This window comes from Enterocloster aldenensis (assembly GCF_003434055.1).
GTDB classification, from domain to species: Bacteria; Bacillota; Clostridia; order Lachnospirales; family Lachnospiraceae; genus Enterocloster; species Enterocloster aldenensis.
Genome location: NZ_QVEX01000001.1, coordinates 944,864 through 970,071 on the forward strand (window position 1 = coordinate 944,864; position 25,208 = coordinate 970,071).

Here is a 25,208-nt window from a genome sequence, read left to right on the forward strand (position 1 = left end):
ATGCCGGAACAGAGCAAATTTGAAAACATGGATTTGTTTGCTTCCCTTGAAGCGATTATGAAGCAGAACACAGGCTTTTACCAGAGCGACTTAGACATTGACAAAGAGATTATCGCAAAGGCGGCGGCAAGCCCCCACAGGGAGGACAAAACACTTTTGTGGTTCTGCCGCCCGTCCGGGACGCACTGTTTCCGGGAGCGCGACGTTTTCCTCAAAGACACCGCGCCCCACAACACATGGCGTTTCTACATGGAGCAGACAAGCGACCGCGTTCTTGCCTATGCAATCGAGCTGACGGGAAAGGAGCGCGGGAAAATCAAGGGCAATCTGTACGAACTGGACTACTCTAAACATTATGAGCGCGTCAAGGAAAAGGAGCTGCCCGCCGATACGGTGAAGCTGATTTATGAGCATGGGGAAAGGGTACAGGAAGCCGGGAGATATTTTGACGGAACCCCAGACCCGCAGCTTGGGAAATTTGAACGCTTTGAAGCCGTACCCAACGACCCGGACGCGCTGCAATCGCTCTTACAGGAAGAACGGCGCAGCCGGGAGCAGCTTTCGCCGGGGGATTTCAAAATGCATATCGCAGCTTTGCGGGACGGGCTGATTGAAACGGAAGCGCGGCGCATTGTGCGGGAAATGAAGCGGCATTACGAGCCGAACAGCCCGAACAAGACCCATTTCATGGCAGAGCTTTCCCCGGCGTTCATGCGGCTTGCAGCCACAAAGGACACTGACCGCCTTTTCTCCATGCTGCCCTACAAGACCCTTTCCTTTTCCAAAATCGAGGGCAGACATGGGACGTATGCGCTGATTGACAAGGGGGAGAACCGGGACAGGGAGATAAGGAAGCCCCGCCCCTCTATCCGGGCGCAGCTTAAAGCAGACAAGGCAAAGACCGCCCCGAAAAAGGCGGCGGCAAAAACAAAAAATCACGATATGGAGGTATGAGCATGATTAGACTGACTGTTGAAGAAACAAACCTTTTGAGCATTTACAACGAGGGCGGCAAGCGGGCTTTGATTGAGAATGTCAACGCCGCGCTGCCCTACATGGACGCGGATATGCGGGAGCTTGCAAAGCGCACCCTTTCCAAAGTGGACGCTTTGACCGAAGCGGAATTTGCAGAGCTTCCCATTTACGCCGCTGATGAAGTATGAACGGGGTTAAGCGGCTGACGCCGCCCCAGAGCCGGAAAGTCAACGCCCTTGTGCGCCGGACGTGCTGCAATTATGATAACGGGAACTGTATCTTACTGGACGACGGGGACGAGTGCGTATGTCCGCAGCTCATTTCCTATTCGCTTCTCTGCAAGTGGTTCCGGGTTGCGGTGCTTCCCGCCGACAGGCTGCTTTATGCGGAGCTTTACCAGACAGGGGATAAGAAGAAATGTACCGAGTGCGGCGCGTTCTTTGCGTCAACCTCTAACAGTGTCAAATACTGCCCCGTCTGCCGGAAACGTATCACCCGCAGACAAGCCGCCGAGCGCATGAGGAAAAGACGCGCCCCTGTTACGCAGTAGGCGCGGAAAATCCCTTGATTTACAGGGCTTTCCGGGCGTGAAAATCGGATAGGCGATACTTTATACCTTTACCCCCAAAAATGGCGTTCTACTGCGTAACATTCACGAAAACAGCACCCATAAAAAGACAGGGCGCGGAAGTCATATACTGGCTTCCGCGCCCTGTTCTTTTTTTGCCTATCTGACATTTCCCTTTTCCATTTCTTCAAGCGGGAACTGCGGGAGGGCTTCTATCAGCTTCTTTGTGATGGACTGGCGCATATCTTCGTTGATTTCCTGTTTCGTGCTTCCGTCCGGCTGTCTGACCGCTACCGTCGATAGCCTGTCGATTTCGTCCTTGTAGCACTCCACGACTTTCTCCACCGCCCATTTTTCCCCGGCAACGGCGGCGCGTATGGTTTCATATTCCGGCATTTTCTGGTTTTCCATGCTCAACGCTCCTCTGCTTTTTGATAGCCCTATCATAGCACAGCGGCGGGGATTTTGCTATCCTTATCCGCGCTCTGTTCCCTTTTCCCGTTCCGGCTGCCTGTCTGCCTGTAAAATGCTGTCAATGTTCTGCTTGATAATATCGTATTCCCGGACTTTCTTTTTCAGCTTCCCATAGTCGGCATAAAGGGCTTCTTTCTGCGCTTGGAGGGCTTCATATTCCGATTGCAGCGCGGCAAGGTTCGGGAGCTTTGCAATGCCCGCCGCTTTCAGCGACCTTGCGGCGGCTTCATGTAGGATAATCGCCTGTTCCTGTCCGGCGCGGTACTTCTCCCTGTTCCTTGCCTTGCGGTATGCGTCATAGACGGGCTTTGTCTTTTGGTAGGTGGAAACATTCTTGATAAGCACCGCCATGTCCGCAAGCCGCTTTTCCGCGTCCTTCAATGCGTCTGCCGCCTGTCCGCTTTCCGCTGCCATTTCTTCAATCCGGCTGACTAAATCCGCGTACTGTTCAATCTTATGTTCCGTCAAGAAATTCATGGTCTTTGCTGCCTGTTTCAGATTGTGGATTTTCGCCCACTGTTCATAGCCCTTACTCTGCGCCGCCTTGATACTGTTCTCAATGTCGATAAGCAGCGAAACGCCGCGCTGCTCTCTGGGGGCTTTCGCCGCCTTTGCCCGTCTGCCCGCTATCCGTTCCCTTATGGCTTCCTCTGTATAATCCGCGCCGAGGGTTTTAAGACGGGTGAAGCGTTCCTGTCCGGGGGCGCGGCATGACACATATTTCCCCGGCTTTATCTCATAGCCCGCCGCCTGTAACCGCTGCAACAATTCCTCAAAACTGGAAACTTGGGGGATAAGCGCGTCAACGGCAATCTTTAGCTTGCCTTTCCAACTTGTACCCGTCTTTTCTGCCTGGTACTCCGCATAGCTCTTTCCCTTGCTGCCCTTGCCGGGAACGACGACGGACAAGCCATTTTCCCGACACAGCTTGTCGCTCATGTTCCGTATGCCGTAATAGCTCCTTTTGTTGGAATTATATTTGCGGTGGTCTACGAAATTTACGGCGCAGAAAATAATGTGATTGTGGACGTGTCCTTTGTCAATGTGCGTCGTGAGTACATATTCATGCTGCCCCTTTGTTACCGCGTCGGCAAGCTGCTTTCCGATTTCATGGGCTTTCTGATAATCGACTTCCCCCGGCTCAAAGGACTGTATCAGATGAAAGGCTAAATTGTTCCCCTTTTGGAGTGCTTGGGACAAGGTATATTCAAATTCAATATCTGCCGTTTCATAGGAGCAGCCGAAAGAGGACACAAGCATTTTTCCGTCCGTCTTGTCCGGGTTTTCGATATAGTCAAGGGCTTTGCTTAGAGTGCTTTTAATAGGCTTAATCTTTGTAACCGCCATATCTCCGCAAGCACCCCCTTTATTTCCTCTATGTCCTCTTGGTATGCGTTCCCCGTCGCGTTTACGCGGCGTGCTATCTGGTTGACGTTGACACCGATTTTCTGTATCTCTGCGGTCATTGCCTTTATATCGGCATGGTCTATCTGAATGATATACCCGTCAATGGCAATCTTCCGCAGATATGCCGCCATGTTCCGGGTGGGTACGAGCTTCATTTTTTCCAGTATTAAATCCCGTTCCGCTTCCGTCACTCTGAATTTGATTTGCACCGTTCTTTTGCGTCCGTTCATGTATTCGCTCCTTTCCTTTCCGTTCCGAGGGTTTGGGACACTTCCCAACAAGCAATTTTCAACCGACGCGCCGCAGCGCGGGAGGGGAAAATACGGAAGTGGGTACCCGCTTCCTATGCTTGCTACGAATGTTTTTATCCTTTAGGCTCTTATCACCTACTACGGAGAAAAAGCGATTTTGCCAAACTTACGCAAAAGAAAAACGCTGCAACCTCAAAAAAGATTACAACGCTTTCTAAATCCTGTTCAGTTTTAAGTCGGACATTCCTATTCGCCCTCTTTTTCGACTTCGGAAATCTCCTTTGCCGTTGCGGTTACAATCCGTATGCCTGTATCGCTCATACCGTCAAGAAGCGCGTCAAGCTGCCGCCGCTGCGTGTTCTTCTCCGGCGGCGTTTCTAAAAGGAATTGGTCTACGGATATATGGTAACGCTGTATCAGCTCAAAGAATATCTGTAAACTTGGGTGCTGCCCCTTGTTCTCAATGTTCGCAAGGTAGCGCGGCGAGATAAACATTTCGTCGCCTACTTTCTTGCGGCTCTCCTTGCATCCCTCACGCGCTGCCTTTATCGCTGCCCCAAAAGCCTTAAAGTCGTATCGTGGTACTGGTCTTTTTGCCATAGTTATTCACCCTATTACATTTTACTGTTCCCCTTTCTTCTTGGATATGTCTACGTAGTTCTATCAGTTAGCCAAAATAATTCATATATATATATGTTGACAACAAGCTGCTTTTGTATATAATATTATATAAAAGGGGGGGAATGTTTATGTTACATAGCATGCGTATTCGATAAGCATTGAAATCAAAAAAGATTTTTCCCATTTTCAATATGGGCTTTTTTGTCATGCTTATTTTGCGTATGCTATACAACAAAACTAACGACGTATAGACATAGTATAAAAACTATGCCTTAATTTTGTTGTAGTATTATATGTATAAATGCAGGTCAATGCTCATGTTGAGAATTGACCTGCATTTTTTTGCGCAAAAGGAGAAATATTATGCTTGAAAAATATTGGATAAAATGTCCAATTTGTAACGGAAAGACGAGGGTTCAAGTATTTTATAATACGGTATTAAGAAATTTTCCTCTTTTCTGCCCTAAATGTAAATTAACGCATATCGTTGATGTTGAAAAACTAGAAATCATAATCAAAAACTCTGAAAAACAAACTTTTTAATTTTGAAAAGGAAGGATATTTAAATGAAACACTTACCTAAAAGTACACCTACGGAAATATTGAATGACCCATACGGATTTACTTACAAAGAAATGTCGGAAGTAATTGGAGAGGATAAAGCAAGAGCCTTATATACGGAATTGTATAAACAGCCATTTCACAAAGAAAATCTATCAATATCAACAAAAAAAGTCTATAAAAGTAGCGATACTGAAAAGTATGTTTATGAATTGAAAGATAACAGGTATATTGAAACGGTTTTTATTAAACGGCGAGATGGTGGGACTGTTTGCGTAAGTACGCAAGTTGGTTGTTCTGTTGGCTGTATTTTTTGTGAGTCCGGACGCAATGGTTTTGTTCGTAATCTAACACCGTCTGAAATTGTGCAGCAGGTTGTATTGATACGTCAAAAAGTAAATCGTATCGTTTTTATGGGAATGGGAGAACCTTTATTCAATTACGACAACTTGATTGCAGCAATCCATATTCTTCGAGATAGAAATGGACTTAACTTTCCAACCGACGGCATTACCGTATCAACAGTTGGTCCAGTTAATCAATTAAAAAAATTGCGCGAAGAACATCTAAAAATTCAGTTGACAATATCTTTACATGCAGCAACACAGGCTGCGAGAAACTGTATCATTCCTCATATGCACATGTACGCTATTGAAGATGTTGTTAAGCAAGCATTGTCCTATTCTCAAAGGCATAATCGAAAAGTGGTATTTGCGTATTTGCTTTTACCAGGTATAAATGACCGTTCCTCAGATATAAGGCAACTTGCAAAATGGTTTAAGGGCAAAAATGTTATGATTAACGTGCTGCAATACAACCCGACGAGTAATTCAAAAATTAGAGCACCACAAAAACAAGAAATGGTTGCGTTCAAACATCAATTAGAGCAAACAGGACTTGAAGTTACCATGAGAGTTTCTCATGGTAGAGAGATTAAAGCAGCTTGTGGACAGTTAGCTAATACATATAATAAAGCCAAAAAACAACAGAAATAATTTAATTAAAAGAGCCAGACGCACAGACGCAGAGCCGATAATATGCAGTTTGAAATACTGCTGTTATCGGCTCTTTTTTGATTTTAATTTGTGCCCCTAATAACCATATTGGAGCAAAATCAGAACTGTTGCTTGTCGTTCTTTGATTTCCGCAGCAGCTTTGAAAAATCAAAGCCGCCGTTTCTTTTTATCTTCTAATGAAATGACGCGGTATCACTGTTGAAATCGGCGGCTAAAGGAGGTAGCCGCCATGAAGCAAAAAGCATATCGACAAAATCCGACAGTTATTGACTTATCAAAAAAAGCCCGCCCACCACCGGGGGAAACTACGCTTATATATATGAACTGTCTAATCATCTGGATACTGCTTACAATGCCTATGCGCCCGTCCGGGCTTTTCGGACGGGCGCATTTTGTACGTTCAAAAAATTTTTGAAGAAATTTCAAAAAATCTTCGGCGTTTTTGAAAAACGCCGTATTGCCCCGCGAAAAGGGGGGAAGCACCACCAACTTTCCAACGAGAAAGGAGGTGAGAATGTGGAACCTAATAGCAGGGAGTTTTACAAACAGTGTGCTTTTCAGAAGTTTTGTAATACGGTATTGCACAATGAAGCTTGCGACACCCATAGAGAACTTCGCAGACACAAGGCAAAGGAAGTGACCTTTTCCGACATGACCTTAGACGAAGCGCGGCAGCTTCATACGTTTGATGAATATTTCAAACGTGAAGCCGCCGAAACCGTCTTTGAGAAAGCCGGGAAGAAAATCACGCCAAAGCTGCTTCTTGAAGCAATCCGTACTTTGCCGGAAGAAAAGCGCAAAGCCATATTGCTGTATTACTTCGAGGGAATGAACGATACCGAGATTGCGGAGCTGTTCAACACGTCGAGAAGCACGATACAGTACAGGCGGACAAGCTCTTTTGAGAAATTAAGAAAATATCTGGAGGAAAATGCTGATGAATGGGACGAATGGTAACGAACCCGGCTACCCGGAAAATGCCCTTGTTCCTTATCCTGTCATTGTGGCAGCGACAAAGGGCGACCCGGACGCCATGAAGATTGTCTTGCAGCATTTCAGCGGCTACATAGCCCGCCTCTCCATGCGGAAGCTGTACGACGAGCGCGGGAACGTCTATTTTGGCGTAGACCACGACATTCGGGAACGGCTGCAAGCAAAACTGATGATGGCTGTCCTCACCTTTAAGGCAGAGGAATAAACCGCAGCGGCGGCGGGACGCTTTCTCTCTCCCCCTTTTCCGTTCCGCTGCTGACGCGGCAGCAAAGCCATTCTGAACCTTGACAAAGAAAGCGGCGCAAGATAACGGCGGCGCAGCATAGGGCAAATCGGATACGTTCCTTTTGCGCCGAGCCATACGGCGGGTGCGCCATGACACTATCCGGGAGGGATTACCCCGCCCGGACAGCCGAGCGACCAACACCGCGCCGGAAAGCAAGTGTAGCGGCTTGCGGGCGACGACAGCGCAGAATATACAATGATACTTCCTTACAGCCACAGTCCGAGCGTTAAGAGCGTCGCAGGCAATGGGTAGGGCGGCATGAGAACCATGCCGGGGTGAAATTCCCATGAGGTTATGCTAATAACCGTCCGATTAAAGCCTTTGTTTTATTGAATAGTGGACTTGCTGCTATTCATAGACTATATTATATGTTTGCGAAAGAAAGGGGGATTTTCTTTGACGCAAAACCAAACGCCCGTTACCACAACGGAGCATAAAATAGGAAAAGTTACTTACCTTGTATGTTCGTCCGCAAGTGAACGCGCAACGGACACACTGGATAAAAAGATAAAAAAACTCATTCGCAAAGACATGGAACTGAACCCCGCAAACGCCCGGAAATAGGGCGTTTCTTCACATTTTATACATGACACAGGCAGCGGTATGTGGTATAATATAGACAGTACAAATACCATGCTTGTCTGTCGTCGGAAAGGAGGACAAAATGTTACAGACAGACAAGATTACCGCTTTATATTGCAGATTGAGCCAGGAAGATATGCAAGCCGGGGAAAGCGAGAGCATACAGAACCAAAAACTGATTTTACAAAAGTATGCTGACGAACACCACTTTTTCAACACGCGCTTTTTCGTAGACGACGGATTTTCCGGCGTGAGCTTTGAGCGTGAGGGGCTTCAAGCCATGCTGCATGAGGTTGAAGCCGGGAACGTGGCGACCGTCATAACAAAAGACCTTTCCCGTCTGGGACGTAATTATCTGAAAACCGGGGAGCTGATAGAGATTGTCTTTCCCGAATATGAAGTGCGCTACATTGCCATTAACGACGGTGTAGACACAGCAAGGGAAGATAACGAGTTTACCCCTCTGCGGAACTGGTTCAACGAGTTTTACGCCCGCGACACCTCAAAGAAAATCCGGGCTGTCAAACAGGCAAAGGCGCAGAAAGGCGAGCGCGTCAACGGCGAAGCTCCTTACGGCTACCTTATCGACCCGGATAACCGCAATCATCTGATACCCGACCCGGAAACGGCGCACGTCGTAAAACAGATTTTTGCAATGTATGTACGGGGCGACCGTATGTGTGAAATCCAGAACTGGCTGCGGGACAATGAAATACTGACCGTCGGGGAACTGCGCTACCGCAGGACAGGGAGCAAACGCCACCCCCGCCCACAGCTCAACGCATGGTACAACTGGCCGGATAAGACGCTGTACGACATTCTGACAAGGAAAGAATATTTAGGGCATACCATAACCGGGAAAACCTACAAGGTATCTTATAAGTCGAAAAAGACGAAAAAGAACCCGGAGGAAAAAAGGTATTTCTTCCCCAACACTCACGAACCTTTGATTGATGAAGAAACCTTTGAACTTGCACAGAAGCGGATTGCCACCCGGCAACGCCCGACAAAGGTTGATGAAATTGACCTGTTTTCCGGGCTGCTCTTTTGCGGGGACTGCGGCTACAAAATGTATGCAGTACGCGGAGCCGGGACGCTTGAACGGAAACACGCCTACACTTGCGGCAACTACCGCAACCGGGCAAGAAATGATATGCTCTGCACTACGCATTATATCCGCAAAAGCGTATTGAAAGAACTTGTCCTTGCAGACTTGCAGCGAGTAACGTCTTATGTGAAAGAGCATGAACAGGAGTTTATCGAAACAGCCAACGAGTGCAGCGCAAAGGCAGTACAAAAGACGCTGACACAGCAGCGGAAAGAGCTTGACAAGGCGCAGAACCGTATTAACGAGCTGAACATCTTATTCCGCAAGCTCTACGAGGACAACGCTTTAGGGAAACTTTCAGATGAACAATTTGCTTTTCTGACTTCCGGCTATGATGAAGAAAAAAAGACGCTGACCCGGAGGATTGCGGAGCTGTCACAGGAAATCGACAACGCCACCGAGCGCAGCGCGGACGTAAAAAGGTTTGTCGCACTGGTACGCAGATACACAGCGATTGAAGAACTGACCTACGAAAACGTCCATGAATTTATTGACCGTATTCTTATTCACGAACTGGATAAGGAAACGAACACCCGCAAAATCGAAATCTTTTATAGCTTTGTCGGCAGAGTTGATACAGGTGACAAGCCTACCGAAAGTATCTCCTATTTCAGACAGATAGGAGCCGACGTAAAGAGTTATGCTATCTAACATACATCAAAAAGAGGTAAGATAACACCCTCTGCAAAAAAGGTATCGTTATCTTACCTCAACAAAATTCGTACCAGAGTAACCATCGTCCACATACGTTTTTGCTAAGTGCCATCCCTGCTTTTTCACATAATCCGTGAGGATGGATTTCTGTGTCGCAATGCTCGCACTCTCGTTATCCGTGCCATCGTCCTTTGACAAGCGGCAGTACATGCCGACTTCATAAATCTTGTTCTCCGTTCTTATTCCTGCCATACTGTAAAACCTCCGTATCTGTCCTATCTGTTTTCATGTCCCATTGCGTACATTCTAAGCGGATATCCCCTCATTGTCGAAGGTGTCACCCTCGGCAATCTTCTTCCGAATATCCTCGGAGATAATCGGGATAAATGCTTCTGTGACTGTCTGTGTGCCGACATATTCACGGCTGATTATCATCTGCACTGGTGCTTTCGGCACGACACGCTTTCTCTTTTTATCTGTTTTCTTATCCTCACCCATACTTAAATCTTCCTTTCCAGACAGGGCAGGAGAACGTCTGGAAACGCCCCGTCCTGTCAATCAGATACCATCAATCCCCGCTGTTTACTTCCTTCTGTAATGCTTTAAGGAGTGCCGCCGCTTCATCAGCGTTCAACGTGATACCCTTTCCGCACTTCTCACGGTTCGGTGAAAAACTGCGGATGTCATATTTCGGCTCTCTCCCGTTCCATGAGATAAGATTGATTTCCTTTGTGTATCCGCTGTCACTCGCAGACAATACGGCGATTTCCTTTACAATCTCATATTGGATTTCTTTCATTCCCTGCCCCTTTTCTGTCTTGGCTTTCTGGTTTTTATCCGTCCAGAGTTTCATATTTACTTTCCGAAAAGAGAAGATTAGCGGCTGTCCCTGCCCCGTTTCCTCTGCAACTCACGCTCCAAAAGTTTGATGATGGTTTCCTCCATCTGTTTCGGCGTTGTGTTCTTCGGAAAATACTTTTTCAGCTTGCTTGTGTTGATTTTCAATGTTTCTTTCTGGTTTCCCTTTTCCTCGGTCATAATCGCAAATATCGTATCCATGTCAAGCTGCCCGCTCTGGCTTAACTGTTTCATCCGCTGTGCCTGTGAGAGTGAGGGCGTTGCTTCTTCGCTCTCCATCGTGGCAAAGAGGTTTTCCTGCTCGTCTTTCTTCAAAAAGGACAGCTCCACCGCAGGAGTGAGGGCGATTTTCCCCTCGTCCACCATCTGCAAAATCGGCGGTATCAATTCCGTCAAGCGGATAAATCTTTGTACGGTCATCCTGCCCACGCCGAAGCCCTGTGCCACTTTGTCGTCCGTCCGCAACTTCGTCACAACTTGTGACGAGGTTAAATCCGTGCGGAAACCCTGCCGCTTCATGGCTTCGGATTTCATCTTGTAGGCAAACGCCCGCTCGCTCGGCAGGATATTTTCACGCTGTAAATTGCTGTCTACAAGGGTAATGATGGCTCGGTCACGGTCTAAGGGCAGGACAAACGCAGGCACGGTATTTATCCCTGCAAGCTCAGAAGCACGGACACGCCGCTGTCCTGCAATCACTTCATAGCCGTTCCCGTCCTCTTTCGGGCGTGTGATTATCGGCGTGACAATGCCAAATTCCTTGATGCTTTCCGCTAACTCTGACAACGTTTCATCCTCTGCCACATGAAACGGATTGTCGGGAAACGGGTACAAGTCTTTGGTCTTTAACACCTTAAAATCCTGTTTCTTCATTCACATATCTACCTTTCTTTCACTCTGCTTTTATGGTTTTTCTGCAATTCTTCCAACACTTCTGGCGGTATTTTTGACAGCAGCCGCCCCATCTGCTCGTTGGTTCTCTGCAACTCAAATATCTTCTGATTCGCTTTCTGCACCTTTAGTTCCTGCTCATACTTTTCATCACGCATACGCCCCGCATAGTCTGATTCCTGTCCGATTTGCTCCTTTAGGCTGTCGATATAGGCACTCTGCTTACTGATTTCCTTTGAGAATTTCTCCACGTCTGGGAGCCATGCCGCAATCAGTTCCAGTGCCTTGTCACGCTTCTTCCCTGCATTAAAGGCGTTGATGTCGGACAGGGCAGACACGATTTCCTCATACTGTTTATCAAGCCTGCCGCCCAACTTATAGAGCCATGTGGGGACGTGTTTCCGTTTCGTTTCCATTGAGGACTGACCCCGTTCAAGCTGATTCCACCGTGAGGACATCCGCTTATGGTAGGCAGTCTGCCACTCGGATAATGATTTCTGGTTGCCTAAAATAGACTTTGCTGACAGCTTGTTGTCTGGCGTAATCGGCACAAAACAGAGGTGCATATGCGGCGTTCTCTCGTCCATGTGGACAACAGCGGAGAGGATATTTTTCTCCCCGACACGTTCCGAAATGAAATCCAGAGCCATCGTAAAATACGCTTTCTGTTCCTCTGGCGGCAGGCTGTTCATAAATTCTGGTGAAGCCGTGATAAGCGTTTCCACCATCATCACGCTGTCTTTCCTCGTCCTGCACCCCGCTTCGGCTACCATGCGGTTAATCTCTTTCTTGTAGGTGTAACGTGGCGGTTTTACAAGGTGGTAGTTATTTTTCGAGCGTTCCATATCTATATCTGGATTGCTTTTATAGGCTTCTTTCTTCCGCTCATTGTGGCGTTCGCAAGCCGCAACGCCGCCCGCTTTGCGTTTCTGGAAACGCAGGATTGCATAGGGCATAATCCATCATCTTCCTTTCTTCGGCGAGTAACTGCCCTTTGGGTGACAGCGGTGACGGCGGTGACAGCAGTTTTGGGATACCCCCTTATTGCCGTCACCGTCACCCCGATATTCTTTTATCCGAAGCCGCAAGGCGCAGGATAGCAGGGCGACAGCCCTGCTTTAAGGGAGTCCAGAGGGAACGTCTGGCACACGACTTTGCAGGGCAAAGTGTAGTGTGTTACACCCTGCAAACGCAGTCGGAAAAATCGGAGAGATTTTTCTGACCGCAGGGGTGGTTTTACACGCCCGAAAAGGGCGGGTGAATCCCACGCCTGCATTTTGCGTTTGCGGGGTGTTCTCCCGCAGGGATGACATCGGCGGGGTATCCTAAAATCACTGTCACCGCCGTCACCGCTGTCACCCGCAGGGCAGAACCGCCAACTTTACATGGCTTTAAGCGTCAATGACAGTAACAGGGGGTATCCCAAAACTGCTGTCACCACCGTCACCGCTGTCACCCGCCCTCCTTGCAAGGGCAATCTGCCTGCCGTCTTTCCTGCGGCTGTACTGGTAGCAGATACGGTTCTCGCTTAAAAATGTGGTGCGGTATTCATTCAGCCATTTCGTAATCACTGTGGGTATGGTTTCCGTTTCCCCCATAGCGGCTAACAGTTCCGTTGCCGTGCCTGCCCATTCTTCCTTATCCCTCATAAAATCCACCAACCGAAAAAGGACGTCTGGTATCGTTTCTTTCGCAAGCTGCTCCTGTGTTTTTCTCTCCACAAGTTCCCAACTGCAATCACGGAAACGCAGCGTGTATTCCTGATAAGGCGTGTCCCTGCCCGTCACATACAGCTTGGCGGTGTCGGATGCCCGTTTCTCCTTTTCCAACACAAAGGTAGCGTCTGCACTCCCCGTTAAGCCTGTCGTCCCAGACACCTTGTTGAACACGTCGCTGTCATTCTGCTTTCGGATGTGGTGTACGACAATGACCGCCAGAGAGTGCCTGTCGGCAAAATCTTTGATTAGGGAGATGTCCCCATAGTCGCTTGCGTAGGCATTGTCTTTGGATGCGGTTCGGACTTTCTGCAAGGTATCAATCACAATGAGCCTGCTGTCTGGATGGTCTTTCAGATAATCTTCCAACTGCACGATAAGACCGTCTGACAGCTTGCAGCTTGCCACGGCAAAATGAAGCCGCCCGCTTGCTTCATCCGTCAAGCGGAATAATCTGTCCTGTATGCGGCAGAACGTGTCCTCAAGGCAGAGGTAAAGCACATCGCCCTCCATTGTCGGCATGTTCCATAAAGGGATTCCCTGCGACACGCATAGGCATAGCTTCAGCATGAGCCAGCTCTTGCCTATCTTCTGTGAGCCGCAGAACAGCGACAAGCCTGTCGGGATAAGACTGTCCACCACAAAGGACGGCTTCTCAAGCGGCTCATAAAGGAGCGTTTCGGCGTTGACTGTCTGTAACTTCTGCATGGCTTTCCTCCTTTCGGGCAGTTATCTTGTTGTTGCACATAAGCGTTGACCTCCTTAAAAATAGATTTACTCCCATGAAAAAAATGAGAGTATGTAATGCCGCCAATCCCGTACAAATAAAAAACGGATTTCTTTTTCGGGCGGTGTCGGTCACGGTTGGAGATACTTTTTCATTTCCGCCTTTACTTTCTCCTTTGCAATCGCAACAGATTTCTGTATTGCCGAAGCGGTGCAATGCTCCATCGCAGCGATTTGATAAAAATTAAATTCGTACTCGTAGTAGAGCAGGAAACGCCGCCTTTGTATCTCTGGCAGTCTGTCAACCGCTTTACAAAGCAGTTCCGCCCGTTCTGCTTCAATCATTTGTTCCTCAATGCTCTTAGGCAGCTTTAACGCCCGCCTGTTCAGCGTTTCGTCCCATACTTCCGAAAACTCCCTGTGCCGCTCGTCCCATTGGAGAAGATTCCTGTTCCTGCGTTCCATTTGCCGAAACTCCATAAAGAACTGTTCCGACACTTCCAACTCGTGGGATTTGCCCTGCCCGTCCTTAAAGCTGATAAAATACCTTGTGCTGCTTTCCGTAGATTCCTCCCGAAGCGTGTATGCCTTAACTCTGTATGTCATCCTGCTTACCTCCTGCAAAAAATGAGTGAGGGGATTTCCATCCCTCACCCAGTAGCCCGCAGGACGGCAGGCTGTTTTAGACGCTATAAAATTTTCGTAGCTTCTTCCGCAGATGGTCTAACCTTGCGTAAATAGCACCAGTCGTCAAATGCACGAGCGGGGCAATTTCTTTTGTGGAATACCCCTGCATTTTCAGCAGGACGATTTTCAAGGTACGTCCGTCCACCGTGACTAATACTTGATAAAGATTTTCGCTCTCAATCTCGTCCAGTAACTCCGCAACCGTACCCACCTCCGTCTGCCGCTCCCTGTCTGCCATGTCCTCAAGGTATTCCGCAACGTCATTCGTCCATCGGTAAAACCGCCTGTTGGAATTGAAGTCTGCCCTGTCCGCAATGCGTATCTGCTCAATGGTCGCTTCATCAACGCCGCACTCACGCAGCAGCTTTTCCTCCGCTTCTTTCCAGATACGCCATTTCCTGTCCTCCCGTCCGTGGTTATATGCCATGCTTCTTTTCCTCCAATCAGAATTGATTGAGAGGGCAGAGAAAAACCCCCTCATTTTCCCAAAGGAAAAAACAAGGGGGCTGAACGCCTTAAATTTTAATTTTCTATTATCTTTCTTAGTTTTCTTAGGATTCTGGCTTTGCGTTTGTTCACAACGCTCTGGGTTATGCCGAACCTCGCCCCGACTTCACGCTCAGAAAGTCCGTCAAAAAAGATTGCCTGTATCAATTCCTGTTCACTATCCGACAGCAAAGGCAGGGCGGCTTTCAGCCTGTCCACCATAACCGCATTGACAACGGTTTCCGCAATGTCCGCCGCTTCATCAGCGATAAAGTCTAAAGGCTTCCCCTCGCTGTCCGTAAATCCATCCAGAGAAAGCAGGCTGTTCTTCGTATCTAATTTTTTCAGATAACGCCACCGTTCCTTATCTCGGTAGAAGTCCGTGTATTGCTCCCTCACGACTTCAAGCAGACAGCCTTGAACGGGAATAAACAGCTTGTCCATGTAGGTCTGGTCGGATTCCCTGCGGCGGCAGAAATCCATGTAGGACAGTTCCACATATCTGCCGCTTTCTTTGATAAATACCTTTCTTGGTGCATATTTCACCATAAATACCTCCCATCTGAATTTTTGAAATGTAAAAAATCCAGATGGAGAGGCGGAGAACGACACCGCATATCAGAAACAGCCCTACGGCACTTTCCAACAAAAATCGACAAAAGAAAAACCGCAAAGGCTCTGTGACCTTTACGGTTATAGGAAATAGTAATTCTATTGTATGGAGATTGTACTTCTACTTTCAAGGCAGGAAGTACCGCTGCACTGGCAGAAATTTTTTTAACTGGTTTCCTGCCGTTCTCTGATATGCTATGTATTGATAAATTTTGCTTCGTATGAGCAGATAGATAACTGCCCGAAAAAAGGACATAAAAAAATCCCTCCAAATTTAAAAACAAATTCAGAGGGTAATTTAGGGTATAACAAAATAACCCACCCGAATATCGTTTTTTTTATTTGGTGAGTTTGTTCTTTCAAATACGAAACAAAAAGAGCCGATGATTCGTGAATTGTTCCACAATTTCATCGGCTCTGCGTCTTAAGCGTCTGGCTCTTTGATGACAGTTATCTTCAAGTTGTCAACTTTAATCAATCTTTCTTGTCTGCATTTTGGACAATAAAGGGGATAATTCTCCAAAACAGTGTCCTTCCTAATTTTATTACGGGTTTTGCTCCCACAAACAGGACACAATATCCATTCGCATTTCATCATAATTAGTCTCTAATCCTTTCAAATCTCATTTTATATGACTTTTGCAAGCTGTTAAGCTAACTTGTGGAACATATGCCGAACCTTATCTATACGGCTATTCGGGCGGCGGGGTTGGCAAATAAATTTACCAATAGCTGTCTGGTATCCTTTTAACTCTGTCAAACAGACTCCCTGCCCATTTGTGAAATAAGTTAAATCGTTCCTGTATTCTTGAATACATCTGGCAGGGATTTCTCCTTTCAGAATGACCTCGTCATTCTTTATCTGAGTACTTACAATATCTGCACAATACCTTGGAGCATCATGATACGCCCGTGAGAGATATTCCTGCGGTGCATAAATTTCAAAGTGGAGATATGGCTCTAATAGTTCTGTCCCTGCTTTTTTTAAAGCCTGCTCCAATACGATAGGGGAAAGCAGCCGAAAGTCTGCGGGGGTACTTACAGGACTATAATACAATCCATATTCAAAACAGATTTTACAGTCTGTCACTTTCCATCCATACAGCCCCTGCTCGCAGCCATAAAGAACCCCCTCCATAACCGCATTTTGGAACGATTGGTTTAAATATCCAAGTGAAACTCTGCTTTCATACTGCACTCCGCTTCCAATAGGGAGCGGCTCTATGGACAACCCGACAGAAGCCCAGAAAGGATTTGGCGGGACTTCTATGTGGATGGTATATTCTGCTTTTCTAAGCGGTCTCTCCATATATATAACAGTAGGCTCTTTTATTTCTGCCTCCACATGATATTTTTCCTCAAGGATGGCACAAATGACTTCCATCTGCACATTCCCCAAAAAAGAAAGTATAATCTCATGCGTTGTAGTATCCACATAATATTTTAAAAGAGGGTCGCCATCTGAAATTTCTGTAAGTGCCCCAAGCAATATTTCCCGCTGTTCAGATTTCTTTACTGCAATCGTTGTTTGGAGCATAGGGAGAGGATTTTCAATAAATTTTCTCTGCGGCAACAGCATTTCGTTCCCCAAAATACTGTTTAGCTGCAAAACATCATTTGGTAAAATTACAATATCACCAGAGCAGGCTGTATCGGATGAATATAATTCACCGTTTGTCGGAACACACATCTCTGTGATTTTTATTTTCTCTTTTTCAGATATTCTAATAACATCCCTCAAATGCAATGTTCCGCTATATATACGCACATAAACAAAACGCCGCCTTTTCTCTGAATATTCAATCTTAAAAACCTGCCCGCATAGTTCAGATTGACCTTCAGGCGTTGATGAATAAAATTTACTGGCAATCACTTCTATAAGCTGCCGAATCCCCAGATTGTTTTTAGCGCTTCCGTGATAAACGGGAAATAACGTTCCGTTTTGGAATCTCCTGTTTTCTTCCTGTTCCAGTTCTGACATTTTAAACGGTTTCCCTGACATATATTTCTCTAATAGTTCATCGTTTCCCATAATTACCGTATCCCACTGTTCCATATCGTCATTGTCTGTTACATTTATATGGGGATGCTGCCCAACCTTTTGCTTCACTATAATTTCCGAAGAAAGCTTTGCTTTCATTTCTCGATATACCATTGGCAAATCAATCCCCTCTTGGTCAATTTTATTGATGAAAAAAATTGTCGGAATCTTCATTGTCTGTAGTGCATGAAACAGTATACGGGTCTGTGCCTGTATGCCATCCTTTGCAGAAACTAATAATACTGCTCCGTCTAATACGGATAAAGAACGGTATACTTCCGCCAAAAAATCCATATGGCCTGGCGTATCTATAATGTTGACTTTTACATCCTCCCACTGAAAAGATGTCACTGCTGTCTGGATAGTGATTCCCCTTTGACGCTCCAAATTCATTGTATCTGTCCTTGTTGTGCCTTTATCTACGCTCCCTGGTTCTGCAATTGCACCACTGGTATACAATAAACTCTCCGTTAATGTTGTCTTTCCTGCGTCAACGTGAGCCAGAATGCCTAAGTTAATTATTTTCATGTGATTTTCCTCCTATCAACACCCAAAAAAGGGCATAAAAATACCCAGTGATAAATACTCCTATCACTGGGTAAATAACTCCAATAGCCCCAAAACACTTATATGTTTTCGGGCATATAAAATTACATGATAAAAGCATTCTTAAACTGGGTACAAAAAACCAAGCCCCATATTAAAAGTGAAACGGGACTGCTACTTTTTGTTCCCACTATCAAATTGACAGTTTATTTAAGAATACCTTGCCGCATATTTATTAACTCCTTGTATAATACTGAATCTAATTATATTCCTTAACCCTTTATTTGTCAAGCTGACAAACTAAAGCAGAAAAAGCGGCAGGATTTCCCCCTGCCACTAATCATCTGTTTATGCAAAAATAATTTCCTTTTCCACAATCTCCCTCGCACAAGCCCTTATGTTATTGAGGCATCCTGTCCATTCTAAGGCGTTTTCTGCCTTTAGCCGTTATGCCCTGTGCCTGTTTCATACCCTCTATGAGCCTTTCAAAGCGTTCCTGTGCCTGTCTGTTGATGTCGGCAAGGTAGGCGTTTAGCCTGCCGCTTGTAAGAAGATTGGCGTATGTAACTTTACAGTACTGTTTTAGATAATCTAAATGCCGTTGCCCCCAGATGCCTATTGCCTGTTCTTCTTCGGCGGGTACAGTTAAGCACGGTATCAAATAATCCCCTTGCCTTTCGTATTTGCCGCCCAGTTCCTCAAATAATGATTTTGCCATTGTCTGTTACCTCCACATTCTTTTTTATTTTGAATGTCCGCAAAATCCGTCCTACATCTGTAGGTCAGTCCGGTCAGTAATGCTACTGCCATGGTGGCGCTCAGTCCTGGGAGCATTCCCATGATCAGTCCGGCAAATGTGGAAAGGAGCAGGACCCCCATGTTCATCGGTGTCAGCACAGCCCCGAACGCCTGCGCCAGATATTGTAAAGCCATAATCTTTCCCCTCCTTTATGGTAGTGGCACTCTGAAGCATACCTGGAACAGGAAGATAACCAGTCCGGTAACCAGAACCGAGATGACCACGATTTTAACAATGGAGCCCGCCTCCAGGAAGTACATCAGAAGAAGCATGAACAAAAAAGTTGCAAGCCAGAAAGGAAGCATTCCCAGAAGCACGAACGTGTACAGTCCCATCAGTACCACTCCCACCAGCATACGCATGGTGCCCCGGTCTGCCTTTACCTCACCGGACCAGGCTTTAAGCTCTGCGGCCCTGGCCTGCAGACCGCCCTCTTTCAGGCTCCCTGTAAACAGGACAATGGATAAAACCAGCAGTATGGTTCCCAGCATCAGCGGGATCAGGGCCGGTGAAAGATACAGCAGCTTTCCTGACTTTGTATATATGTTATATCCTTCAAAAAGCACGTACAGCGACAAACTAAATATCACGGCCGATGAAATAAAATCCTTCATTTTGTTGTTATTTTCCAAGATATCACCTCTCCCCATCAATCCGGAAGCGGAGGGTCCGTGTTCCAACCGCTCCGCTTCTTCTTAAGGCCTAACGGCTTATACCGAATTCTTCCGGTGAAATAGCCGCAACGCCGCAGTCATACAGTGTCCAGGTCACGGTAGAGGCCAGCTTGTCAACATAAGCCGCTGCTTCCTGTCTGCCCATACCGTTTACAATAAATCCTTTGGTCTCGCAGAATTTAAGGAAATCCTCGCTCTTTAGCGCCTCGTCAAAGGCCTTGTCCAATGCTTCCAGCACATAGTCCGGCTCACCCTTTGGAACAGCAATACCAGTGGTCTCGCCCATGGGCAGCTTTGACTCAAGGCTTGGAACAAACTGTAAAATAGATGGAATCACAGTACCGTTTTCCAGGGTGATATCTTCCGCCGTAAAGTTGGCAAGCGCCCTCATGTCTCCTGAAATAAACATATCCTGCATCTCAACCAGCAGCTGGCTGGTGAAATCAACCTCGCCTGCAAGGGCTGCCGTGATTGCCTTTCCGCCGCCCTCATAAGGAACATGCTTATATGTAAGTCCTGTCTCCGCGCAAAGCACCTCGATGCCAAGATGTCCGCCGGAACCCATGCCGCCGGTTCCGTCCGTGATGGAATCCGGGTTGGCCTTCATTGCATCCAGAAGTTCCTGTGCTGTCTGGTAGGGTGAGTCCTTGCGTACAGCCAGCACATTCGGTGTAAATGTAGCCAGATAGAAGTCCCAGTCCTTCTGTGTTGTTTCAGTATATCCCAGAACCGGCATGGCCGTAAGGGCCAGCATGCCGTTTGCCAGGATGTTATACCCGTCCTTTTCAGCCTTCTGTACGGTCAAGGAACCAACAGAACCGCCGGAACCAGGCGTATTGGTAACCACGATGTTTGTCCCCATGCTCTTGCCCATGGCGTCAGCCAGCGCGCGCCCTGTCAGGTCCGTGGAACCGCCCGGATTCCACGGTACGACCATATTGATGTCACGTGACGGATATTTATCCGTCTTATTACCTGTCTGCTGGTAGATGACCCCTGCTGCCAATGCAACCACTACGATTCCCGCTACTGCCATAAGAGACTTTTTGTTTTTCATTTCTTTCCTCCTTAAATATTAAGAAACTTATTTTATACGGAACCTTCCCTTTGGGAACGGCCTGTATTCCTGTAAGCAAACGATTGCCTATGCGCTATATGATAACAGCCTGCCTGGCACTTGCCAGTATGCCCGCCTCCTTTCAGGCTTTTCTTAACAACTTTTTATCGGCAAACGTTTGCCTATTGCTCAGAAAGAATCGCCTGCCGATTACAACCGGCAAACGGAATCCCCTTCTTTTAATGTTGCTTCCTGCACCCTCTGATAAGGTGCGATGGGCTGGTCATTGTTAATGATGTCAAACAGCATCTCGGCCGCCATGATCCCCATCCCCGTACCATTAAGGTCCACACAGGTATAATGGTTATTACCGGTCTGTACCCAGTCCGGCGCGCCTATAATCAGCACTGACAGATCCTCTCCCACCCGGATTCCCTTCCTGGACAGGAAGTCCACGCCGCCCCGGGCCTGTATGTTGTAGGCGTAGAGCACTGCCGTGATTTCAGGATGCTCTGCCAGCGCCCTGGCGGTCAGTTCCTCGCCGCTTTCCTCTGTAAATTCACCGTTATATACAATCTGGTCCTCACCCGTGACCCCATAGGCCTCAAGAATGGTGCGGTATGCCTGTTCCCTTCGCTCCAGACCGCCGAAATCAGCCTTCCATCCAATGAATGCAATGCGGCGGTGGCCGTTCTTTAACAGATGCTCTGCAGCCATATAGGTACTCTCATAGTTCTGGGCCGAAACCAGGAAATAGTCCTCATTGATATTCAGCAGACGGTCAACCACAACCATGGGCACGCCAATCTTGCGTATCTGCCGTGTATTCTTCCCCCCGTCCCTGCTGGGGGTGATGATATATCCATCCACGCGCTGGGCCTGCATCCTCCTGATGATCTCCAGTTCACGCTGGGGATCGTCGAATGTATTGCAGATGGAAAGGATATATCCGTAGCGGTCAGCCACCCTCTCCACCCCCAGCACCAGTTCCGTAAACATCTGGTTGGCAAACTGCGGGACCAGGACAGCTATTATCTTGCGCTTCTTGCCCTTAAGGCTGCTGGCCGCGCTGCTCTTGACATAATTCAGCTCTTTGGCCGCTGCCTCAACCCTGCGCCTCATGTCCTCGCTTACATAGCGCTTTGTCGAACCATTCAGGATATAGGATACCGTTGCCGCTGTCGTTCCCGCCCTCTCCGCCACATCCTTGAGCGTGGCATATTGTCCTTCCATAAAGTACCCTCTTTCATTACCATCGGATATCGGCAAACGTTTGCTTGTGATAAAATTATCATACCATAGTTCATTGGGACCGTCAATACCTACATTTTATCCAATTATAAACAGCGGGATCTGTCCATATCGCACAAGGAAGGGCCTGGCTCACATTCCCTGTGAAGCAGGCCCTTCTTTGTGTCTGTATTTGAATCATGGTTCCACATGATTCCCTATAACCCATGCAAACCCATAATCATCCTTTATAAGCCTTATGATTGCCGGACAGCCGACAGCTGTGCCAGCTGCGCCTTCAATGCGGCAATCTCCGTTTCATAGGACTGAAGCATCCTGTCTTTTTCTTCCAGTATCCGGTCCTTTTCCTCCAATATCCGTTTCTGCTCATTCACAATGCGCTGTACCATGCTGCGGTCCATCATGGATTCTATGATGTCCCTCAGCTCATCCACGGTCTCCCCAGGCGTCTTGCCCTCCTCGTCAATGGTGATGTCTGCATACTTCTCATAATAGGGCACCCTTTCATTGTAAAGGTCACGCAGGGTAAATCCTGGTTTTAAGGCCACGCCGCGGTCCACCACGTTGCCGATGCGTTTTTCCATCTCCTCGTAACTCATCTTAAGATAAACCACTTCGCTGATTTCCTTCAGATGGTTCATGGCCGCCTCGCCGTATATCACGCTGCCTCCCGGCGCGATGACGGAAAGCTGCACATCCAGTCCCGCATTGACGCGCTCCTCCACCTTCAGGAACCCGTCCATGCCTTCCCCGGCAATGATTTCCTTCAGCAGCCTTCCTTCCTTTTCCTGTATCACAATATCCACATCCACAAAGGAAAATCCCAGCCTCTTGGCCAGCAGCACGCCCACGGTGCTCTTGCCGGATGAAGGCATTCCAATCATGGTAATATTCGGTTTCACTGTCGTATCCTCCTGGTCTGTCGTCTTCCTGAAATACTTTAATCCAAACTATCCCTTTTTAGGGCCGTTCCTTTTCGGATGCCTGGGTTTAGTGTTTTTTCCATCCGGTACGCCGGGGCGTCTCTTCTTAATGTTCTTCTTCACCGAATATCCGAAGCTGCCCAGCTTTTTCCCCAGTTCAAAATACTCGCCGTGGGAATAGCATACAAGGCCGGAGGCGTTCAGGTTGAACCTGCCCCTGTCATCCATGTACTGGTTGTCAATGGTCACGCCCACCACCTCTGCAATGAACATATCGTGGCTTCCCAGTTCCTTTACTTCCTTCACCTTGCACTCAATATTAACCGGGCTTTCCTCAATCCCCGGCGCTTTCACATAACGGGATTCCTGGACCGTAAGCCGCGTCTCAGCAAACTTATCCACATCACGGCCCGACTTGACGCCGCAGTAATCCGTTGCCCGCACCAGCCTTTTATTCACCAGGTTTATGACAAACTCCCCTGTATCCCTGATGATATCATGGGAATGTCTCTCTTTTCTCACGGAAATGGACACCTGCGCCGGATCGGAACAAATGGTGCCCGCCCATGCCACCGTGATGATATTGGGCGTCTCCCCGGGACGTGCGCAGCTGACCATGACCGCGGGCACGGGATACAGCATATTGCCCGGCTTCCAGTATTCTTTTGACATATTTTCCCCCTAATCCTGTTCCGCCAGCATCAGCTCCGGAATCAACTGTTTTTTACGTGATACCACCCCCGGCAGGCTCAGGACCGGCTCTTCCTGGTCCTTTGCTTCCTCCGGATCCAGATGGAACGCCTTGGCCGCCAGCTGGACCGCTCCCTGTCCCTGGCATATGAGGTCCGTGGACTCGGTCAGTATATTGGTCAGCATGAAGAAGGTCATGTCCAGGCCGCTTCCCTCATGGGCCTTTTCCATGAAGGCAGTCATCCTGCCCCTCAGGTGCTGCAGCTCCTCGCCGTTCAGGGATGTGATCTGCCCCACGCCGATCAGCACCTTGCCGGCTGTAAAGCGCTTGAAATCCTGATAGAAGATTTCCTCATCCGACTTGTCCTTCAGGTCGCTGCCTGCCCCGAACATCTCCATTGCGTATTTCTCAATGTCCAGTCCCGCCATCTTGGCCAGGGCCCTGGCCGCCGTCTCATCCACGGACGTGCAGGTGGGCGAGCGGAACAGCAGGGTATCGGACACAATGGCGCTGCACAGCAGTCCGGCAATGGTCTTATCAATCTTAACCCCGGCCTCCTGGTACATCTGATAAATAATCGTGGCCGTGCAGCCCAGGGGCTGGTTGCGGAAAAATACAGGCGACATGGTCTGGACCGTGCCCAGCCTGTGGTGGTCAATGATTTCCTGGATTTCCGCGCTCTCAATGCCTGCCACTGCCTGGTTCTTCTCATTGTGGTCCACCAGGATCACCTGTTTGCCCCTTGCGCCCAGCAGGTTCCGGCGTGAAATCATTCCCAGGTATCTTCCCTCCTTGTCAAGGATCGGGAAGTCCCTGTGCCTCTTGCTGGCCATGACCTCACGGATTTCATCCGTATAGTCATCGCTGTTAAATGTAATCAGGTGCTCCCTTGTCATGAAGTAGCTGATGGGCATGCTCTGGTTAATCAGACGGGCAGCCGTATACGTGTCATAGGTTGTGGCTATCACGGTGCAGCCCCTGTCCTGGGCAATCTTCTTGATGGTCATGGACACCCCTGCCCCTTCGCACACAATGATGCAGGCAGCCCCCATCTCGATGGCGCACAGCTGTGACTCATACCGGTTGCCCAGGATGACCAGGTCGTGGGGTTCAATGTAAAACTCCATCAGGTCCGGATTGGCCGCTGCAATCAGGACCTTTCCCTTGTCAAAGTAAACATCCGCATCCCCTACCAGCAGGTCTGCCTCCAGGGTCTCGATGATATTGGAATACTGTGTATTGGCCTTGGACAAAATGCTGCTGTCATAGATATTCATGTATGTCTTTGTAATATCGCCCACCGTTATCAGGCCTTCCAGGGTCCCATCCGGCCTTACGGATGGAATGGTCACAACATTATTCTCCTGCATGATCTTCCATGCCTTTTTCAGGGAAATATTGTCCGCCACACCTTTGGTCTTGCGGATCTCGATATCCTTAACCTGGGTCCTCACATCCTCCACCAGCTTCGGCTCCTCAAGCCCAAAGTAGTTAAGCACGAACTGTGTCTCCCCGTTTACATGCCCGGCCCTTGCCGGGACATACTCATCCCCTGTCAGGGCGCGCTTCAGATTGGCATAACAGATAGCCGAGCAGATGGAGTCCGTATCCGGATTCCTGTGCCCGATTACCATTGTCTTTCTTTTTAATTCCTGTTCCATTCTCTCTCCCTCAATTCTCTGCAGCCCCGGCTGCCCGTGGTATGGCCAAAGGCAGTCCATGGCAATCTATGGTGATTTGTAATCTTTCATAATC

Annotated in this window: 32 protein-coding genes and 1 pseudogene; 10 read left to right on the forward strand and 23 right to left on the reverse strand. The window is 48.0% G+C overall.

From position 1 onward, the window contains the following. From DWX59_RS04415 to DWX59_RS04425, 3 genes are read left to right on the forward strand one after another with little or no spacing between them, the layout of a single operon-like run. On the forward strand, positions 1 to 954 hold the full coding sequence (locus DWX59_RS04415) for a hypothetical protein (RefSeq protein ID WP_004607964.1): 954 nt from the start codon (positions 1 to 3) through the stop codon (positions 952 to 954). Continuing rightward, on the forward strand, positions 951 to 1,163 hold the full coding sequence (locus DWX59_RS04420; RefSeq protein ID WP_004607965.1) for a transposon-transfer assisting family protein: 213 nt from the start codon (positions 951 to 953) through the stop codon (positions 1,161 to 1,163). Before DWX59_RS04415 ends, DWX59_RS04420 begins: the two co-directional genes overlap by 4 nt. Next, complete coding sequence (locus tag DWX59_RS04425; protein WP_002585089.1) at positions 1,160 to 1,525, forward strand: cysteine-rich VLP domain-containing protein; 366 nt, start codon at positions 1,160 to 1,162, stop codon at positions 1,523 to 1,525. The genes DWX59_RS04420 and DWX59_RS04425 overlap by 4 nt, the downstream gene beginning before the upstream one ends. Before the next feature lie 177 nt (positions 1,526 to 1,702). Here the strand turns inward: DWX59_RS04425 and DWX59_RS04430 are convergent, their stop codons facing one another. The 4 genes from DWX59_RS04430 to DWX59_RS04445 all read right to left on the reverse strand — a co-directional run bounded on the left by DWX59_RS04430 (position 1,703) and on the right by DWX59_RS04445 (position 4,275). Then, positions 1,703 to 1,954, reverse strand: coding sequence for a helix-turn-helix domain-containing protein (locus DWX59_RS04430; RefSeq protein ID WP_002585088.1), 252 nt, complete (start codon positions 1,952 to 1,954; stop codon positions 1,703 to 1,705). Between the two features lie 63 nt (positions 1,955 to 2,017). Beyond that, positions 2,018 to 3,364: a relaxase/mobilization nuclease domain-containing protein gene (locus DWX59_RS04435; RefSeq protein WP_002585087.1), complete on the reverse strand. Its 1,347-nt coding sequence runs from the start codon at positions 3,362 to 3,364 to the stop codon at positions 2,018 to 2,020. Continuing rightward, a complete protein-coding gene (locus DWX59_RS04440; RefSeq protein ID WP_002585086.1) occupies positions 3,325 to 3,654 on the reverse strand; it encodes a plasmid mobilization protein in 330 nt (109 codons plus the stop codon). Before DWX59_RS04440 ends, DWX59_RS04435 begins: the two co-directional genes overlap by 40 nt. Before the next feature lie 267 nt (positions 3,655 to 3,921). Continuing rightward, on the reverse strand, positions 3,922 to 4,275 hold the full coding sequence (locus tag DWX59_RS04445) for a helix-turn-helix transcriptional regulator (protein WP_002569186.1): 354 nt from the start codon (positions 4,273 to 4,275) through the stop codon (positions 3,922 to 3,924). Positions 4,276 to 4,659: 384 nt separating this feature from the next. On the opposite strand from DWX59_RS04445, the gene DWX59_RS04450 reads away from it, so the two are divergent. From DWX59_RS04450 to DWX59_RS04485, 7 genes are all read left to right on the forward strand, one after another. After that, entirely contained in the window at positions 4,660 to 4,839 is a 180-nt protein-coding gene (locus tag DWX59_RS04450) for a cysteine-rich KTR domain-containing protein (protein WP_002588768.1), read from the forward strand. A gap of 23 nt (positions 4,840 to 4,862) precedes the next feature. Continuing rightward, positions 4,863 to 5,852: a 23S rRNA (adenine(2503)-C(2))-methyltransferase RlmN gene (gene rlmN / locus DWX59_RS04455; protein ID WP_002569187.1), complete on the forward strand. Its 990-nt coding sequence runs from the start codon at positions 4,863 to 4,865 to the stop codon at positions 5,850 to 5,852. Positions 5,853 to 6,102: 250 nt separating this feature from the next. Continuing rightward, positions 6,103 to 6,288, forward strand: coding sequence for a hypothetical protein (locus tag DWX59_RS04460; protein WP_009243795.1), 186 nt, complete (start codon positions 6,103 to 6,105; stop codon positions 6,286 to 6,288). Positions 6,289 to 6,389: 101 nt separating this feature from the next. Then, positions 6,390 to 6,830 carry an RNA polymerase sigma factor gene (locus DWX59_RS04465; RefSeq protein WP_002569188.1) on the forward strand — a complete coding sequence of 147 codons (441 nt, stop codon included), beginning with the start codon at positions 6,390 to 6,392 and terminating at the stop codon, positions 6,828 to 6,830. Further along, a complete protein-coding gene (locus DWX59_RS04470; protein ID WP_002569189.1) occupies positions 6,811 to 7,071 on the forward strand; it encodes a helix-turn-helix domain-containing protein in 261 nt (86 codons plus the stop codon). The genes DWX59_RS04465 and DWX59_RS04470 overlap by 20 nt, the downstream gene beginning before the upstream one ends. A gap of 417 nt (positions 7,072 to 7,488) precedes the next feature. Beyond that, a complete protein-coding gene (locus tag DWX59_RS04480) occupies positions 7,489 to 7,716 on the forward strand; it encodes a transposon-encoded TnpW family protein (RefSeq protein ID WP_004613661.1) in 228 nt (75 codons plus the stop codon). Positions 7,717 to 7,816: 100 nt separating this feature from the next. Continuing rightward, positions 7,817 to 9,493, forward strand: a complete 1,677-nt coding sequence (locus DWX59_RS04485; protein WP_002569190.1) for a recombinase family protein — start codon at positions 7,817 to 7,819, stop codon at positions 9,491 to 9,493. A 63-nt stretch (positions 9,494 to 9,556) separates the two neighbouring features. Here DWX59_RS04485 and DWX59_RS04490 read toward each other — a convergent pair. The 19 genes and pseudogenes from DWX59_RS04490 to DWX59_RS04590 form a co-directional block, all read right to left on the reverse strand. Next, positions 9,557 to 9,748 (reverse strand): annotated as a pseudogene (locus tag DWX59_RS04490) (recombinase family protein); the annotation flags it as partial. Positions 9,749 to 9,802: 54 nt separating this feature from the next. Next, entirely contained in the window at positions 9,803 to 9,994 is a 192-nt protein-coding gene (locus tag DWX59_RS04495; protein WP_009264998.1) for a hypothetical protein, read from the reverse strand. 70 nt (positions 9,995 to 10,064) lie between these two features. Then, entirely contained in the window at positions 10,065 to 10,295 is a 231-nt protein-coding gene (locus DWX59_RS04500) for a YdbC family protein (RefSeq protein WP_039862476.1), read from the reverse strand. A gap of 77 nt (positions 10,296 to 10,372) precedes the next feature. Further along, positions 10,373 to 11,227 (reverse strand): ParB/RepB/Spo0J family partition protein, encoded by an 855-nt coding sequence (locus DWX59_RS04505; RefSeq protein WP_009265000.1) that lies wholly within the window; start codon positions 11,225 to 11,227, stop codon positions 10,373 to 10,375. 8 nt (positions 11,228 to 11,235) lie between these two features. Then, entirely contained in the window at positions 11,236 to 12,201 is a 966-nt protein-coding gene (gene mobV / locus DWX59_RS04510) for a MobV family relaxase (RefSeq protein WP_009265001.1), read from the reverse strand. 435 nt (positions 12,202 to 12,636) lie between these two features. Then, positions 12,637 to 13,668 carry an AAA family ATPase gene (locus DWX59_RS04515; protein ID WP_009265002.1) on the reverse strand — a complete coding sequence of 344 codons (1,032 nt, stop codon included), beginning with the start codon at positions 13,666 to 13,668 and terminating at the stop codon, positions 12,637 to 12,639. Positions 13,669 to 13,818: 150 nt separating this feature from the next. Continuing rightward, a complete protein-coding gene (locus tag DWX59_RS04520; protein WP_009265003.1) occupies positions 13,819 to 14,292 on the reverse strand; it encodes an RNA polymerase sigma factor in 474 nt (157 codons plus the stop codon). A 76-nt stretch (positions 14,293 to 14,368) separates the two neighbouring features. Further along, on the reverse strand, positions 14,369 to 14,800 hold the full coding sequence (locus DWX59_RS04525) for an RNA polymerase sigma factor (protein WP_009265004.1): 432 nt from the start codon (positions 14,798 to 14,800) through the stop codon (positions 14,369 to 14,371). A gap of 95 nt (positions 14,801 to 14,895) precedes the next feature. Continuing rightward, the gene (locus tag DWX59_RS04530; protein WP_024376807.1) at positions 14,896 to 15,405 is read right to left on the reverse strand and encodes a sigma-70 family RNA polymerase sigma factor; all 510 of its coding nucleotides are present in this window, start codon (positions 15,403 to 15,405) and stop codon (positions 14,896 to 14,898) included. Between the two features lie 490 nt (positions 15,406 to 15,895). Beyond that, positions 15,896 to 16,069, reverse strand: coding sequence for a cysteine-rich KTR domain-containing protein (locus tag DWX59_RS04545; RefSeq protein WP_002779755.1), 174 nt, complete (start codon positions 16,067 to 16,069; stop codon positions 15,896 to 15,898). Between the two features lie 51 nt (positions 16,070 to 16,120). Continuing rightward, positions 16,121 to 18,040, reverse strand: a complete 1,920-nt coding sequence (gene tet(O) / locus DWX59_RS04550) for a tetracycline resistance ribosomal protection protein Tet(O) (protein ID WP_095122938.1) — start codon at positions 18,038 to 18,040, stop codon at positions 16,121 to 16,123. Positions 18,041 to 18,458: 418 nt separating this feature from the next. Continuing rightward, positions 18,459 to 18,776 (reverse strand): TnpV protein, encoded by a 318-nt coding sequence (locus tag DWX59_RS04555; protein ID WP_009265008.1) that lies wholly within the window; start codon positions 18,774 to 18,776, stop codon positions 18,459 to 18,461. Further along, the gene (locus DWX59_RS29190) at positions 18,716 to 18,991 is read right to left on the reverse strand and encodes a hypothetical protein (RefSeq protein WP_235844916.1); all 276 of its coding nucleotides are present in this window, start codon (positions 18,989 to 18,991) and stop codon (positions 18,716 to 18,718) included. The genes DWX59_RS04555 and DWX59_RS29190 overlap by 61 nt, the downstream gene beginning before the upstream one ends. A gap of 15 nt (positions 18,992 to 19,006) precedes the next feature. Continuing rightward, entirely contained in the window at positions 19,007 to 19,489 is a 483-nt protein-coding gene (locus DWX59_RS04565; protein ID WP_165640715.1) for a tripartite tricarboxylate transporter TctB family protein, read from the reverse strand. A gap of 70 nt (positions 19,490 to 19,559) precedes the next feature. Continuing rightward, on the reverse strand, positions 19,560 to 20,588 hold the full coding sequence (locus DWX59_RS04570; RefSeq protein ID WP_117556488.1) for a tripartite tricarboxylate transporter substrate binding protein: 1,029 nt from the start codon (positions 20,586 to 20,588) through the stop codon (positions 19,560 to 19,562). A 210-nt stretch (positions 20,589 to 20,798) separates the two neighbouring features. Beyond that, on the reverse strand, positions 20,799 to 21,821 hold the full coding sequence (locus tag DWX59_RS04575; RefSeq protein WP_117556490.1) for a LacI family DNA-binding transcriptional regulator: 1,023 nt from the start codon (positions 21,819 to 21,821) through the stop codon (positions 20,799 to 20,801). A gap of 254 nt (positions 21,822 to 22,075) precedes the next feature. After that, positions 22,076 to 22,741 (reverse strand): shikimate kinase, encoded by a 666-nt coding sequence (locus tag DWX59_RS04580; RefSeq protein ID WP_117556492.1) that lies wholly within the window; start codon positions 22,739 to 22,741, stop codon positions 22,076 to 22,078. Between the two features lie 48 nt (positions 22,742 to 22,789). Then, on the reverse strand, positions 22,790 to 23,434 hold the full coding sequence (locus tag DWX59_RS04585) for a flavin reductase family protein (RefSeq protein ID WP_117556494.1): 645 nt from the start codon (positions 23,432 to 23,434) through the stop codon (positions 22,790 to 22,792). Between the two features lie 9 nt (positions 23,435 to 23,443). Further along, a complete protein-coding gene (locus DWX59_RS04590) occupies positions 23,444 to 25,114 on the reverse strand; it encodes a putative manganese-dependent inorganic diphosphatase (protein WP_117556496.1) in 1,671 nt (556 codons plus the stop codon). Positions 25,115 to 25,208 lie beyond the last annotated feature (94 nt).